A 15261-nucleotide genomic window follows, 5' to 3' on the forward strand; every position below is an offset into this window, starting at 1 on the left:
CGCTTGGAGCTAACTGTCCACCATCGCCATCGCCTCCTCCACATCCACCGCCACCAGACGCGAGCAACCCGGCTCATGCATGGTCACGCCCATCAACTGGTCGGCCATTTCCATGGCTATCTTGTTGTGGGTGATGTAGATGAACTGCACCGTTTCAGACATCTCTTTTACCAGGCGTGCATAGCGCCCCACGTTGGCGTCGTCCAGCGGCGCGTCCACCTCATCGAGCATGCAGAACGGCGCCGGGTTCAATTTGAAAATGGCAAAAACCAGGGCCAGTGCCGTCAGCGCTTTTTCGCCCCCGGAGAGCAAATGGATGGTGCTGTTCTTCTTGCCAGGGGGGCGCGCCATGATGGTCACCCCTGTATCGAGTAAATCTTCGCCCGTCAGTTCCAAGTAAGCGCTGCCGCCACCGAAAACTTTCGGGAAAAGTGCCTGTAAACCGCCGTTGATCTGATCAAAGGTATCCTTGAAGCGATTACGGGTTTCCTTGTCGATCTTGCGGATGACGTTTTCCAGGGTCTGCAACGCTTCCACCAGATCGTCGTTCTGGGCATCCAGATAGCGCTTGCGCTCGGACTGCTGCTGGTACTCGTCGATGGCCGCCAGGTTGATGGCGCCCAGACGCTGAATGCGGACGGCGATGCGTTCCAGCTCTTCTTCGGCGTCTTTCTCGTTGGCCCCGGCCAGCAACGTGGCGAGCACGCCGTCGAGGTCGTAGCCGTCCTCGAGCAACTGATCCTGCAAGGCTTTGCGGCGCACCGTCAGGGCCTGCCATTCCATGCGTTGCTGTTCCATCTGACTGCGGATCAGTTGGGATTGCTGTTCGGCCTGGCTGCGGCGCTTTTCGGCGTCGCGCAGTTCGCGGTCGGCGTCTTCCAGGGCAATTTGCGCAGTCTTGAGCTCTTCATCAACGCTCATGCGCTTGTCGAGCAACTCTTCGAGTTTGAGGCGCAACTCTTCCAGCGGCGCTTCGCCCTCCTCCAGGTTCAGGCTCAGTTGCTCGCGTTTTTCGGTCAGGCGCTCGGACTGCATTTCCAGCCGTTCCAACGCCTGGCGCGTGGAATCGTACTGCGCCTTGAGCGAGCCCAGGCGCACCGCCAACTGATGGGCGTGATCCTTATGCTGGCGCGCATCCTGACGCACCCGATCGAGGCGTTCACGCAGACTGTCGCGCTGAGCCAGCAGCAACTCGCGCTGCTCGGTGTCCACGGCCATGGCATCGAGGGCTTCCTGCAGTTGCAGGCGCGCCTCACCGATTTGCTCATGCTCCAGCGCCCGTTGCTCGCCCAGCTCGGCGATTTCTTCCTCAAGGCGCGTGCGGCGCAAGGCCAGTTGTTCAACCTTGGCCTTGCCGGCGGACAGCTGCGCTTTGAGTTCGCCCTGCTGGCGTGCTTCGTCCTGCAACAGCCGACGCAAGTGTTCGCGACCATTCTCCTGCTGGCGCTGTTGTGCCCGCAGATTCTGTAATTCGGTTTCCAGGGCTTCGACGCTCGCTTCGCGTTCCTCGCGCTCGGCGCTCAGGCGCTGGATTTCCTGGCCCCGGGCGAGCATGCCGCTCTCGGCTTCACTGGCCCGGCGCACCCGCAGGAAATGCCGACCGACCCAATAGCCGTCCCGGCTGATCAGGCTTTCACCGGCCGCCAGCTGTCCGCGCAAGGCCAAAGCCTGTTCAAGGCTGTCCACCGGCTTCACCTGCCCCAACCAGGGAGACAGGTCGACCTGGGCCTCGACTTTATCCAGCAAGCTGCCCGGCACCCGCACGCCATCACCAGCGGGGCTGAGCAGGCGCAGATCGCCCTGGGTGAAGCCCGACAGATCGAAGCCTGCGAAGTCATCCACCAGCACCGCTTGCAGATCGGCGCCCAGCACGGTTTCCACCGCCAGCTCCCAGCCGGCATCGACCTTCAGGCCTTCAGCCAGTCGCGGGCGCTCGGCCAGATGCTGGTCGCGCAGCCATTCGGCGGTGCCGGTGCCGGGGTCCAGCGCGGCTTGCTGCAAAGCCTCCAGCGAAGCCAGACGGCCATTGAGGCGCTGCAATTCGCCCTGGGCCTGCTGCTGATTCTGCAGAGCCAGTTGCAAAGCCTGGCGCAGTTGCTCGAGCCGTTCGACCTGGGCATCTTCGCTGGCCTGCAAGTCTTCAAGGGTCGCTTCGCTGGCAGCCAGTTGTTCGCTCAGTTCGACAATCGCCGCGTCTTCGGGGTCCGCCGCGAGCAAGGCGCGCTCTTCGGCCAAACGGCGCTGACGCTCGGCCAGGCGTTCCATGCTGGCTTCCAGTTGCTGGATGCGCGACTGCTGGACTTCGGCCTGACGCCGCGGCTCGGCAGAGCTCAGGTTGAAACTGTCCCACTGCTCCTGCCAGCCGTGCATGCTCAGCTCGGCTTCTTCCAGGGCGGCGGCAGCCTCTTCGGCGGCGGCGCTGGTGAGTTCCTGTTCCGGCGTGAGCCGCTCCAGTTCTTCGCCAAGGGTCAGCAGCAACGTGCGGTCGTGGCCCAGGTGGGATTCGGTTTCCAGGCGCGCGCGCTCGGCCTCTTTCAAATCATCCTGCAACTGGCGCAGCCGTTGCTGACCGTGCTGGATGCTCTGCTCGACCCGGGCGATGTCGCCACCCACCGAATAGAAGCGCCCTTGCACCAGATTGAAGCGTTCGGACAGATCGTGGTGGCCGTCGCGCAAACGCTCGATGGCGGCGTCGGCATTGCGCTGCTCGGCCACCAGGGCTTCGAAGCTGACTTCCTGGTTGCCAATGATCGCCTCGCGCTGGCCGACCTGTTCGTTCAGCGCCTGCCAGCGCAGGGCCGACAGCTGGGCCTTGAGCTGACGCTCTTCGCCTTTGTATTCCTGGTACTTCTTGGCGGCCTCGGCCTGGCGGTGCAAGCGTTCGAGCTGGCGCTCGAGTTCTTCGCGCAGGTCGGTCAAGCGGGCCAGGTTTTCGTGGGTGCGACGAATGCGGTTTTCGGTCTCCCGGCGCCGTTCCTTGTACTTGGAGATGCCGGCGGCTTCTTCGATGAAGTTGCGCAGGTCTTCGGGCTTGGCCTCGATCAGCTTGGAGATCATGCCCTGCTCGATGATCGAATAGCTGCGCGGGCCCAGGCCAGTGCCGAGGAAAATATCGGTGATGTCGCGACGTCGGCACTTGGCACCGTTGAGGAAGTAACTGTTCTGGCTGTCGCGGGTCACTTTGCGGCGGATGGAGATTTCCGCATAGGCTGCGTACTCGCCAATCAGGGTGCCGTCGGAATTGTCGAACACCAACTCGATGCTCGCCTGGCTCACCGGTTTGCGACTGGTGGAGCCGTTGAAAATGACGTCGGTCATCGACTCGCCGCGCAGGTTCTTGGCCGAGCTCTCGCCCATCACCCAGCGCACGGCGTCGATGATGTTCGACTTGCCGCACCCGTTGGGCCCGACCACCGCCGCCATGTTACTGGGGAAGTTCACCGTGGTCGGGTCGACGAAGGATTTGAACCCCGCCAGCTTGATGCACTTGAGCCGCACGTTCAGGCCGCCGTCAGGGCAGAAACCACCAGATCGCAACTGCGCTGGGCGTAGGCCGTCAGCACGATGCGGATCTGCGGCAAATCACGGGCCAGCACGGCGTTCAGCAGGCGCTGGAACAGGTCGAGAAATTCGCTCATCTCGGCCTTGCGCTGTTCCAGAGCCAGGAAATAGGCGCGGCTCATGGCCGGTTGCAGGTTCTCGACGGTTTCCTGCAGGTATGGGTTGTTGGCGAAGGGATACGCGGCGCGCATCACGCTGAAACTTTCATCGACGAAGGTGCGGATGTCCTGACGCGCGAAGGCGTCCTGTAGGCGCTGCTGGATCTCGAGGAACGGCGCCATGTCGGCCTGCTCCTGCCAGCCATGAGCAACCGCATTGCCCAACAGGATGTACAGCTCGCTCATCAGCGCACAGAGGCTGCGCACCTTGTGTTCGCTCAGCTCGGTGACGTGTGCGCCACGGCGCGGCAGGATCGCGATCAGATGCCGGCGCTCCAGTATCAGCAACGCTTCACGGACCGAGCCGCGACTCACGTTGAGCGCCAGCGTGACCTTCTGCTCCTGGATGCGCTCGCCCGGCTTCATTTCGCCACGGATGATGCGCTCGGCCAGGTGATGGGCGATTTGCTCAGCGAGGCTGTCCGGGGCCTTGAACGTCATGGTTGTCCTTCAAACTCTTCGATTTGCACAAGCGGCGCAGTGTAGCGCACTCGATACGTCATGGCGCAGGGCCTGCAGCGGGTTTTTGGCACGATAAAAGCAAAAAAGTTTGAGCCCTCATCCTGAAACAGAATCTGTGGAAGAACTTGTGGGAGCCGAGCTTGCTCGCGATAGCGGTCTGTCAGCTTGCATCCATACTGAATGTACCGCCGTCATCGCGAGCAAGCTCGGCTCCCACAGGGTTCTACAGTGTTCCTAGATCGTTGTTCATCGACTAAACGTATTTTCTTGACCTTTAAGTCAGAAAATCGTTGACCGCAAAGTCAGACCTGATAAATTCAGCCCAAGTCGATACAACAATAATGAGTCTGCGAGGCCTTCCGTGATCCAGTTTTTACTCAACCAGGAACTCCGTAGCGAGCACGCCCTGGACCCGAACCTGACCGTGCTCAACTATTTGCGCGAACACGTCGGCAAATCCGGTACCAAAGAAGGCTGCGCCAGCGGCGACTGTGGTGCGTGCACCGTGGTGGTAGGTGAGTTGCAGACCGACGAGGACGGCCGTGAACGCATTCGTTATCGCAGCCTCAATTCGTGCCTGACCTTCGTCTCGTCCCTGCACGGCAAGCAACTGATCAGTGTCGAAGACCTCAAACACCAAGGCCAGTTGCACTGCGTCCAACAGGCGATGGTCGATTGCCACGGTTCGCAATGCGGCTTCTGCACACCGGGCTTCGTGATGTCCCTGTTCGCCCTGCAAAAGAACAGCGAACAGCCCGACGCCCATAAGGCCCACGAAGCCTTGGCCGGCAATCTGTGCCGCTGCACTGGCTACCGGCCGATTCTGGCAGCCGCCGAGCAGGTCTGCTGCACCAGGCAAGCGGACCAGTTCGACGCCCGCGAAGCCGAAACTATCACTCGCCTCAAGGCCATCGCACCGACTGACACTGGTGAGCTCAACAGCGGCGACAAACGCTGTCTGGTGCCGCTGACCGTGGCCGACCTGGCCGACCTCTACGACGCGTATCCCCAGGCGCGCCTGCTGGCGGGCGGCACGGACCTGGCCCTGGAAGTCACCCAGTTCCATCGCACCCTGCCGGTGATGATCTACGTCGGCAACGTCGCTGAGCTAAAGCGTATCGAGCGTTTCGACGATCGCCTGGAGATCGGCGCCGCCACCGCGCTCTCCGACTGCTACGAAGCCTTGAATGCCGAGTACCCGGACTTCGGTGAACTGCTGCAGCGTTTTGCCTCGCTGCAAATCCGCAACCAGGGCACTTTGGGCGGCAACATCGGCAACGCCTCGCCGATTGGCGACTCGCCGCCCTTGCTGATCGCCCTCGGCGCGCAGCTCGTACTGTGCAAGGGCCAGACTCGCCGCACCCTGGCACTGGAAGACTATTTCATCGATTACCGGGTCACCGCCCGCCAGGAAAGCGAATTCATCGAGAAAATCATCGTGCCCCGGGCCAGCGCTGAGCAGGCGTTCCGCGCCTACAAGGTTTCCAAGCGCCTGGACGATGACATTTCCGCTGTGTGCGCGGCGTTCAACCTGCGTATCGAGCATGGCGTGGTCCAGGACGCCCGGGTGGCCTTCGGCGGCATGGCTGCGACACCCAAGCGTGCCAAGCATTGTGAAGCCGCGTTGATCGGTGCTCCGTGGAACGACAGCACAGTCGAACGGGCTTGCGCCGCCCTGGCCGAGGACTTCACACCGCTGTCGGACTTCCGCGCCAGCAAGGAATACCGCCTGCTCAGCGCGCGCAACCTGCTGCGAAAATATTTCATCGAACTGCAAACGCCGCACATCGAGACTCGGGTGACCGCTTATGTCTAACCATCACGCCGTAGAGAAAACTCAAGCCGAGCTGGCCGAACTGTTCGCCCGCGACCTGACCACCGGCGTGGGTCGCAGCGTCAAGCATGACAGCGCCGCCAAGCACGTGTCTGGCGAGGCCCAGTACATCGACGATCGCCTGGAATTCCCGAACCAGTTGCACGTTTACGCCCGGCTGTCGGACCGCGCCCACGCGCGGATCATCCGCATCGACACCGCGCCTTGCTACGCCTTCGAAGGCGTGCGCATCGCCATCACCCATGAAGACGTGCCGGGTCTCAAGGACATCGGCCCGCTGCTGCCCGGCGATCCGCTGCTGGCCATCGATGATGTGCAGTTCGTCGGCCAACCGGTGCTGGCGGTTGCCGCCAGGGACCTGGAAACCGCGCGCAAGGCCGCGATGGCGGCCATCATCGAATACGAAGACCTGGAACCGGTGCTGGACGTGGTCGAGGCCCTGCGCAAGCGGCATTTCGTGCTGGATAGCCACACCCACCAGCGCGGTGATTCGGCGGCGGCACTGGCCAGTGCCGAGCATCGCATCCAGGGCTCGCTGCACATTGGCGGCCAGGAACATTTTTACCTGGAAACCCAGATTTCCTCGGTGATGCCCACCGAAGACGGCGGCATGATCGTCTACTGCTCCACGCAGAACCCCACCGAAGTACAGAAACTGGTAGCCGAAGTGCTGGACGTTTCGATGAACAAAGTCGTGGTGGACATGCGCCGCATGGGCGGCGGCTTTGGTGGCAAGGAAACCCAGGCCGCCAGCCCGGCGTGCCTGTGCGCGGTCATCGCCCACCTCACCGGCCAGCCGACCAAGATGCGCCTGCCCCGGGTCGAAGACATGCTGATGACTGGCAAGCGCCACCCTTTCTACATCGAATACGACGTCGGCTTCGACAGCACCGGGCGCCTGCACGGCATTGCCCTGGAGCTGGCCGGCAACTGCGGGTGCTCACCGGACCTGTCGGCCTCGATTGTCGACCGGGCGATGTTCCATGCCGACAACGCCTATTACCTGGGCGACGCGACCATCAACGGCCATCGCTGCAAGACCAACACCGCGTCGAACACTGCTTACCGTGGCTTCGGCGGGCCGCAAGGCATGGTCGCCATCGAAGAGGTGATGGACGCCATCGCCCGCCATCTGGGGCTCGACCCACTGGCGGTGCGCAAGGCCAACTACTACGGCAAGACCGAGCGCAACGTCACCCACTACTACCAGACCGTCGAGCACAACATGCTCGAAGAGATGACCGCTGAACTTGAGCAAAGCAGCCAGTATGCCGAGCGCCGCGAAGCGATCCGCCGCTACAACGCCAACAGCCCTGTGCTGAAAAAAGGCCTGGCGCTGACCCCGGTGAAATTTGGTATTTCGTTCACCGCCAGTTTTCTCAACCAGGCCGGGGCGCTGATTCACGTCTATACCGACGGCAGCATCCACCTGAACCATGGCGGCACGGAAATGGGCCAGGGTTTGAACACCAAAGTCGCGCAAGTGGTGGCCGAGGTGTTCCAGGTGGAAATGGACCGGGTGCAGATCACTGCAACCAACACCGACAAGGTGCCGAACACCTCACCCACCGCCGCCTCCAGCGGTGCCGACCTCAATGGCAAGGCTGCGCAGAATGCCGCCGAAACCATCAAGCAGCGCCTGGTGGAGTTCGCTGCGCGGCAGTACAAGGTCAGCGAAGAAGATGTGGCGTTCCACAACGGCCATGTGCGGGTGCGCGATCACATTCTGACGTTCGAGGCGCTGGTCCAGCAGGCGTATTTCGCTCAAGTCTCGCTGTCGAGCACCGGTTTCTACAAGACCCCGAAAATCTATTACGACCGCAGCCAGGCCCGGGGCCGGCCGTTCTACTACTACGCCTATGGCGCGGCGTGCGCCGAGGTGATCGTCGACACCCTGACCGGCGAATACAAGATGCTGCGCACCGACATCCTCCACGACGTCGGCGCCTCGCTGAACCCGGCCATCGACATCGGCCAGGTCGAGGGCGGTTTCATCCAGGGCATGGGCTGGCTGACCATGGAAGAGCTGGTATGGAACGACAAAGGCAAGCTACAGACCTGCGGCCCGGCCAGCTACAAGATTCCAGCGGTGGCCGACATGCCGCTGGATCTGCGGGTCAAGCTGGTGGAAAACCGCAAGAACCCTGAAGACACCGTGTTCCACTCCAAAGCCGTGGGTGAGCCACCGTTCATGCTCGGCATCGCCGCGTGGTGCGCCATCAAGGACGCCGTGGCGAGCCTGGGGGCTTACCAGCACCAGCCAAAAATCGATGCGCCGGCGACCCCGGAGCGGGTGTTGTGGGGGTGTGAGCAGATGCGGGCATTGAAGGTGGCCAAGACCGTCGAAGTTGAAACCGAGTTGGCTTCGCTCTAAGACCGCGGCGCGGCCTTCGCGAGCAAGCCCGCTCCCACAGGGGACCGCGATCCAAATGTGGGAGCGAGCCTGCTCGCGATGAGGCCTGAACAGACAACACAGATGTCGAGGTGAAATATGTACAACTGGATCAGCGCCCTCGCCGACCTGCAAGATCGCGGTGAACCCTGCGTGCTGGTGACGATCATCGAAGAACTCGGCTCGACTCCGCGCAATGCCGGTTCGAAGATGGTGATCAGCGCCAGCCAGACATTCGACACCATCGGCGGTGGGCACCTGGAATACAAAGCCATGGAGCTCGCCCGGCAGATGCTCGCCAGCGGCCAGCAAAACACCCATCTGGAGCGCTTCAGCCTCGGCGCCAGCCTGGGCCAGTGCTGCGGCGGCGTGACCGTGCTGCTGTTCGAACCCATGGGCCAGGTCCAGGCGCAGATTGCCGTATTCGGCGCCGGCCATGTCGGCCGCGCCCTGGTGCCGCTGCTGGCGAGCCTGCCCTGCAAGGTGCGCTGGATCGACTCACGGGCAGCGGAGTTTCCCGAACACCTGCCCCACGGCGTGCGCAAGATCGTCAGTGAAGAGCCGCTGGATGAAATCGACGAACTGCCCGCCGGCAGCTACTGCATCGTCATGACCCATAACCATCAGCTCGACCTGGAACTGAGTGCCGCGATCCTCAAGCGCAACGACTTCGCCTACTTCGGCCTGATCGGTTCGAAAACCAAACGGGTCAAGTTCGAACATCGCCTGCGTGATCGCGGCTTCGACAGCAGCACCTTGCAACGCATGCGCTGCCCGATGGGCATCGGCGAGGTCAAAGGCAAATTGCCTGTGGAGATCGCCATTTCCATCGCCGGTGAAATCATCGCCACCTATAACGCGGATTTCGGCCAGCACACCACGCGCGCCGAACCGATTGCCAAGCTGCTGCCGGCCTCGCGCCGCAGCCAGGCGAACCGTTGAACAATCGTTGAGTATTCCCATGCCCCTGACACGTAAAGCCTACCGCGCCGCCCTGCTCCACAGCCTCGCCGACCCTGCCGAAGTCGGCATTGAAGCGTCCTATGAATATTTTGCAGACGGCCTGCTGGTGGTGGAAAACGGCCAGATCAGCGCCATCGGCCACGCCAGCGAGTTGCTGCCGACCCTGGCGGCCGACATCGAGATCACTCATTACCAGGACGCGCTGATCACGCCCGGCTTCATCGACACCCACATCCACCTGCCGCAGACCGGCATGGTCGGGGCTTACGGCGAGCAATTGCTGGACTGGCTCAACACCTACACCTTCCCCTGTGAAAGTCAGTTCGCCGACAAAGCCCATGCCGACGCCGTCGCCGATATTTTCGTCAAGGAGCTGCTGCGCAATGGCACCACCACCGCGCTGGTGTTCGGCAGTGTGCATCCGCAATCGGTCAATTCGTTTTTCGAGGTGGCCGAGCAACTCGACCTGCGGATGATCGCCGGCAAAGTGATGATGGATCGCAACGCCCCGGACTACCTGACCGACACCGCCGAATCCAGCTATACCGAAAGCAAAGCGCTGATTGAGCGCTGGCATGGCAAGGGCCGCCTGCATTACGCCGTGACCCCGCGTTTTGCGCCGACCAGCACGCCGGAACAACTGGCCCTGGCGGGTCAGTTGCTGGGGGAACATCCCGACCTGTACATGCAGACGCACATCAGTGAGAACCTGCAGGAAGTGCAATGGGTCAAGGAACTGTTTCCAGAGCGCAAAGGTTATCTGGACGTCTACGACCACTACCAACTGCTGGGCGAGCGTTCGGTGTTCGCCCACGGCGTGCACCTGTGTGACGACGAATGCGCGCGCCTGGCACAGACCGGTTCGGCCATCGCGTTCTGCCCGACCTCGAACTTTTTCCTCGGCAGCGGCCTGTTCAACCTGCCAATGGCCGAGAAGCACAAAGTGAACGTGGGATTGGGTACGGATGTGGGGGGCGGCACCAGTTTTTCGTTGCTGCAAACCCTGAACGAAGCCTACAAGGTAATGCAGTTGCAGGGCGCCCGCCTGAGCCCGTTCAAGTCGCTGTACCTGGCCACTCTTGGCGGCGCCCGGGCCTTGCGCCTGGAAGACCGGATCGGGACTTTACAGCCGGGTAGCGATGCAGACTTTCTGGTGTTGGACTACAACGCCACACCGCTGCTGAGCTATCGCCTGCAACAGGCCCGGGACATTGCCGAGCGGTTGTTTGTGTTGATGACGCTGGGGGATGACCGGACGGTGGCGCAGACTTATGCGGCTGGCCGATTGGTGCATCAGCGCTAGATTTCTAGCGTCTGTCAGACCGCCAATCGCGAGCAGGCTCGCTCCCACAGGGGTTATGTGACTGACACAAATCCACTGTGGGAGCGAGCCTGCTCGCGATGAAGGCAACTCGGTACGCCTGATTCAACCCATCAAAGCTTGGCCGTCGACCGCCCTGGCTTCTTGCTCTGCAACAAATGCGAAAACACCGCATGCAAATCATCCGATGCGCTTTCTTCGTCGAGGTTGAGCTTGCTGTCGATGTGGTCCATGTGATGCATCATCAGGTCCACCGCCAGGGTGGCATCGCGGGCCTCGATGGCGTCGATCAATTGGGTGTGTTCGTCGTAGGAACAGTGGGAGCGGTTGCCGCTTTCATACTGGGCGATGATCAGCGAGGTCTGGGACACCAGGCTGCGCTGGAAGCTGATCAGCGGGGCGTTCTTCGCCGCCTCGGCCAGCTTGAGGTGGAACTCGCCTGACAGACGGATGCCGGCGCCACGGTCACCACGGGAAAAACTGTCGCGCTCGTCGCTGACCATCTGCCGCAGCTCGGCAAGCTGTTCGGCGGTGGCGTGCTGCACCGCCAGCTCGGTGATTGCCCGCTCCACCAGACGCCGGGCCATGAATACCTGGCGGGCCTCTTCGACACTCGGACTGGCCACCACGGCGCCACGATTGGGCCGCAACAGCACCACACCTTCGTGGGCCAGACGCGACAGCGCACGGCGAATGATGGTGCGGCTGACCCCGAAAATCTCTCCCAACGCCTCTTCGCTCAACTTTGTACCGGGCGCCAGGCGCTGTTCGAGGATGGCCTCGAAAATATGCGCATAGACAATATCGTCCTGGGTTCCGCTGCGACCGGCTTTGCCTGCTCGCGGTTGTTTCTTGAGGGGTTGCAACTGTTCGTTCATGGGCACTCGAGTCGGGAGAACTGCGGCGAATTGACCGTGACTGTAATACGCCTCAGCGGGTCGCTGGCAAGTATCACGTAAATAATACGGCGATTGTACACAACCTCTGATGGCAACACGACTGTACGGCTGTTTGCGGACGTGGCTGTATTGCAATCGGCAACGAGGTTGAGTTTAGGCTTAAACCCCAAATCTGTGGCCCCCCGCCCTTCTGCAATTTACAACAAGGACCACCGCCCACCATGACCGAAGTCACGACCACGCCACTTCGTCCGCTGGCCGATACATCGCCATCAGCGATCGTCGCCGGTTTCATCGCGATGATGACCGGCTACACCAGTTCGCTCGTGTTGATGTTCCAGGCCGGACAGGCGGCAGGGCTGACCAGCGGGCAGATTTCTTCGTGGATATGGGCGATTTCCATCGGCATGGCCGTGTGCTCCATTGGCCTGTCGTTGCGGTATCGCACACCGATCACCATCGCCTGGTCGACGCCCGGCGCGGCGCTGCTGATCACCAGTCTGGGCGGGGTCAGTTATGGCGAGGCCATCGGTGCCTACATCACCTGCGCGGTGCTGGTGACGATCTGTGGCCTGACCGGCAGCTTCGAGCGCCTGGTCAAGCGCATTCCGGCCTCGCTGGCGGCGGCATTGCTGGCGGGGATCCTGTTCAAGATCGGCAGCGAGATTTTCGTCGCTGCCCAGCATCGAACCGGCCTGGTGCTGGGGATGTTTTTCACCTACCTGATCGTCAAGCGCCTGTCGCCGCGCTACGCGGTGCTGGCTGCGTTGCTGATCGGTACGGCACTGTCAGGCTTGATGGGGCTGCTGGACTTCAGCGGCTTTACCCTGGAAGTCGCCACGCCGGTATGGACCACGCCGCACTTCTCCCTGGCGGCCACCATCAGCATCGGCATCCCACTGTTCGTGGTGGCGATGACTTCGCAAAACATGCCGGGCATCGCGGTGCTGCGGGCAGACGGTTACAACGTGCCGGCCTCGCCGCTGATCACCAGCACCGGCATCGCCTCGCTGCTGCTGGCGCCGTTCGGCTCCCACGGCATTAACCTGGCGGCCATCAGCGCGGCCATCTGCACCGGGCCCCACGCCCATGAGGATCGTAATAAGCGCTACACGGCGGCGGTCTGGTGCGGGATTTTCTACGGGCTTGCCGGGGTGTTCGGCGCGACACTGGCGGCATTGTTTGCGGCGCTGCCCAAGGAACTGGTGCTGTCCATCGCGGCGTTGGCGCTGTTCGGCTCAATCATCAATGGCTTGAGCATCGCCATGAGCGAAGCCCGGGAACGGGAAGCGGCACTGATCACCTTTATGGTCACGGCATCGGGGTTGACGCTGTTTTCCATCGGTTCGGCGTTCTGGGGGATTGTGGCGGGGGTGTTGACCTTGCTGATCCTGAACTGGCGCAACGCCTAAAAAAAGATCGCAGCCTTCGGCAGCTCCTACAGGATGTACGCATTCCAATGTAGGAGCTGCCGAAGGCTGCGATCTTTTTGACCGGCAACCCGAGGAACGGGCTGCCGGCTCAAACCATCAAGCGACCGGATTGATCGGCTTTTCCGGGTACCAGACGTCCATCAGCGGGCTGACTTCAACGCTGGTCAGCTCAGGACGCGCCTTGAGCCAGGCTTCAACGGCCGCACGCTGCTCTTCGGACACCGAGCCACGCTTCTGCAGGCAAACCAGACCGTAGTCGTCGCCGCCAACATAGCCCAGACCATTGGCTTCCATGGCTTCTTTCAGGAAAGCGTCGAGGAAAGCGTCAACGGCCTCATCGGCCAGATCTTCTTTGAAATCCAGGTTCAGTTCGAAACCCAGCTCTTGAAATTCATCCACGCACAGTTTTTTGCGCAGACGCTGGGAACGGTTAGTCGCCATTGGAACAATCCTCATAAGTAATAACGGCCGGCACTCTACCAGTTTGGAGCACCCTTTGCCCGCCTGATCGGGTGTGAGGGCCTACCGTCGGTAAAAAATAGCGCCCCAAAGGGCTCAGGCACGGCACAAGCCGCTACACCTTGGGGCATAATGCCGACACTTTCATGACGTTGAGGGCGTTCATTTTCATGTCCTCGTTTTTTTCCCCTCGCCCGTAGGGTTTTATTTCAAATGATCAGATCTTTGCGTCCACTGCTTTTGGCCAGCCTTCTTCTTCCCCTGGCCCTGCCCGCATCCACCAGCGCCACCACCATCAACACGGCCCTGACGCCCAATGTGCAAAAGGCCCTCAAGAACAGCAAGCTGCAAAACAACGCCTTGTCCCTGGTGATGATCCCGCTCAACGGCCCTGGCACCCCGACCCTGTACAACGCCGACGTCTCGGTAAACCCGGCCTCCACCATGAAACTGGTGACCACCTATGCCGCCCTGGAGATGCTGGGGCCCAATCACCAGTGGAAAACCGAGTTCTACACCGACGGCACTCTCAGCGGCGGGATTCTCAACGGCAACCTGTACCTCAAGGGCGGCGGCGATCCCAAGTTGAACATGGAAAAGCTCTGGTTGCTGATGCGCGACCTGCGGGCCAATGGCGTGCAACAGGTGACCGGTGACCTGGTGCTGGACCGCGGTTTCTTCGTCAAGCCGCAGTTGCCTGAATTCAACGACGACGGCAACGACAAAAACAAACCGTTCCTGGTCAAGCCCGATTCCCTGCTGGTCAACCTCAAGGCCCTGCGTTTTGTCGCCCGCAATGACGCTGGCCGGGTACTGGTGTCGGTGGAGCCGCCGATTGCCAGCATTCGCATCGAAAACCAGGTCAAGGCACTCAACTCCAAGCAATGCACCGGTGGCGTGCGCTACAACCCGGTGCCCCAGGCGGACGGCAGCGTCACCGTGACCGTCGGCGGCCAGCTCGGTGACGGTTGCAGTTCCCAGACTTACCTGGCGCTGCTGGACCACCCCACCTACACCGCCGGAGCGGTGCGGGCGATCTGGAAGGAACTGGGCGGCAGCATCCAGGGCAAGGACCGTCTGGCGGCGACCCCGAAAAGCGCCAAAGTGCTGGCCCGGGCATTCTCGCCGGACCTGGCGGAGATCATTCGCGACATCAACAAATACAGTAACAACACCATGGCCCAGCAGTTGTTCCTGAGCCTGGGCGCAGAATTTCGCAACGAAGCCGACGGTGACGACGCCAAGGCGGCACAACGGGTGGTACGCCAGTGGCTGGCCAGGAAAGGTATCACCGCGCCGCACCTGGTCATGGAGAACGGCTCCGGCCTGTCCCGCGCCGAAAGGGTGAGTGCCCGGGAAATGGCGGCGATGCTACAAGCCGCGTGGCGCAGCCCGTACTCCGCCGAATTCATCAGTTCGATGCCCATCGCCGGCACCGACGGCACCATGCGCAAACGTCTCAAGACCACCGCCATGGCCGGCGAAGCCCACGTCAAGACCGGCACCCTGAACACCGTTCGCGCCATCGCGGGCTACAGCCGTGACATCAACGGCAACACCTGGGCCGTGGTGGCGATCCTCAACGACCCGCGGCCATGGGGCGCTTCGTCGGTGCTGGATCAGGTGCTGCTGGACCTGTACCGCCAGCCGAAACTGCCGCAGACGGCTTCGGTGCTCTAAACCGAGGCACAAGGCATGCGCCTGTGGGAGCGGGCTTGCTCGCGAAGGCGGTATCACATTCAACATCTGCGTTGATCAGTGCGCCGCTTTCGCGAGCAA

Annotated in this window: 10 protein-coding genes; 6 read left to right on the forward strand and 4 right to left on the reverse strand. The window is 61.8% G+C overall.

What is annotated here, in order from left to right; genetic code table 11:
* Positions 1-9 precede the first annotated feature (9 nt).
* Together smc and BMY45_RS22515 are read right to left on the reverse strand one after the other, a co-directional pair.
* Complete coding sequence (gene smc / locus BMY45_RS22510) at positions 10-3498, reverse strand: chromosome segregation protein SMC (RefSeq protein WP_092401721.1); 3489 nt, start codon at positions 3496-3498, stop codon at positions 10-12.
* A gap of 2 nt (positions 3499-3500) precedes the next feature.
* Positions 3501-4160: a GntR family transcriptional regulator gene (locus tag BMY45_RS22515; protein WP_092401724.1), complete on the reverse strand. Its 660-nt coding sequence runs from the start codon at positions 4158-4160 to the stop codon at positions 3501-3503.
* A gap of 382 nt (positions 4161-4542) precedes the next feature.
* Between BMY45_RS22515 and xdhA the strand changes: the two genes are divergently transcribed.
* The 4 genes from xdhA to guaD all read left to right on the forward strand — a co-directional run bounded on the left by xdhA (position 4543) and on the right by guaD (position 10673).
* Positions 4543-5997, forward strand: coding sequence for a xanthine dehydrogenase small subunit (xdhA, locus tag BMY45_RS22520; protein ID WP_092401727.1), 1455 nt, complete (start codon positions 4543-4545; stop codon positions 5995-5997).
* Positions 5990-8389: a xanthine dehydrogenase molybdopterin binding subunit gene (gene xdhB / locus BMY45_RS22525; RefSeq protein WP_092401730.1), complete on the forward strand. Its 2400-nt coding sequence runs from the start codon at positions 5990-5992 to the stop codon at positions 8387-8389. The genes xdhA and xdhB overlap by 8 nt, the downstream gene beginning before the upstream one ends.
* Positions 8390-8506: 117 nt before the next feature.
* On the forward strand, positions 8507-9349 hold the full coding sequence (gene xdhC, locus BMY45_RS22530; RefSeq protein WP_092401733.1) for a xanthine dehydrogenase accessory protein XdhC: 843 nt from the start codon (positions 8507-8509) through the stop codon (positions 9347-9349).
* Between the two features lie 19 nt (positions 9350-9368).
* A complete protein-coding gene (guaD, locus tag BMY45_RS22535; protein ID WP_092401736.1) occupies positions 9369-10673 on the forward strand; it encodes a guanine deaminase in 1305 nt (434 codons plus the stop codon).
* 131 nt (positions 10674-10804) lie between these two features.
* Here guaD and BMY45_RS22540 read toward each other — a convergent pair whose 3' ends face one another.
* Positions 10805-11569, reverse strand: coding sequence for a GntR family transcriptional regulator (locus BMY45_RS22540; protein ID WP_003183531.1), 765 nt, complete (start codon positions 11567-11569; stop codon positions 10805-10807).
* 242 nt (positions 11570-11811) lie between these two features.
* Here BMY45_RS22540 and BMY45_RS22545 point away from each other — a divergent pair, with 242 nt between their 5' ends.
* Positions 11812-13002 (forward strand): benzoate/H(+) symporter BenE family transporter, encoded by a 1191-nt coding sequence (locus BMY45_RS22545; protein WP_092401739.1) that lies wholly within the window; start codon positions 11812-11814, stop codon positions 13000-13002.
* 117 nt (positions 13003-13119) lie between these two features.
* Here the strand turns inward: BMY45_RS22545 and BMY45_RS22550 are convergent, their stop codons facing one another.
* A complete protein-coding gene (locus BMY45_RS22550) occupies positions 13120-13464 on the reverse strand; it encodes a YggL family protein (protein WP_047227158.1) in 345 nt (114 codons plus the stop codon).
* Between the two features lie 231 nt (positions 13465-13695).
* Between BMY45_RS22550 and dacB the strand changes: the two genes are divergently transcribed.
* Entirely contained in the window at positions 13696-15162 is a 1467-nt protein-coding gene (gene dacB, locus BMY45_RS22555; RefSeq protein ID WP_092401742.1) for a D-alanyl-D-alanine carboxypeptidase/D-alanyl-D-alanine endopeptidase, read from the forward strand.
* Positions 15163-15261 lie beyond the last annotated feature (99 nt).

The organism is Pseudomonas sp. NFACC39-1, assembly GCF_900110355.1.
In the GTDB taxonomy this organism is placed as follows: domain Bacteria; phylum Pseudomonadota; class Gammaproteobacteria; order Pseudomonadales; family Pseudomonadaceae; genus Aquipseudomonas; species Aquipseudomonas tehranensis.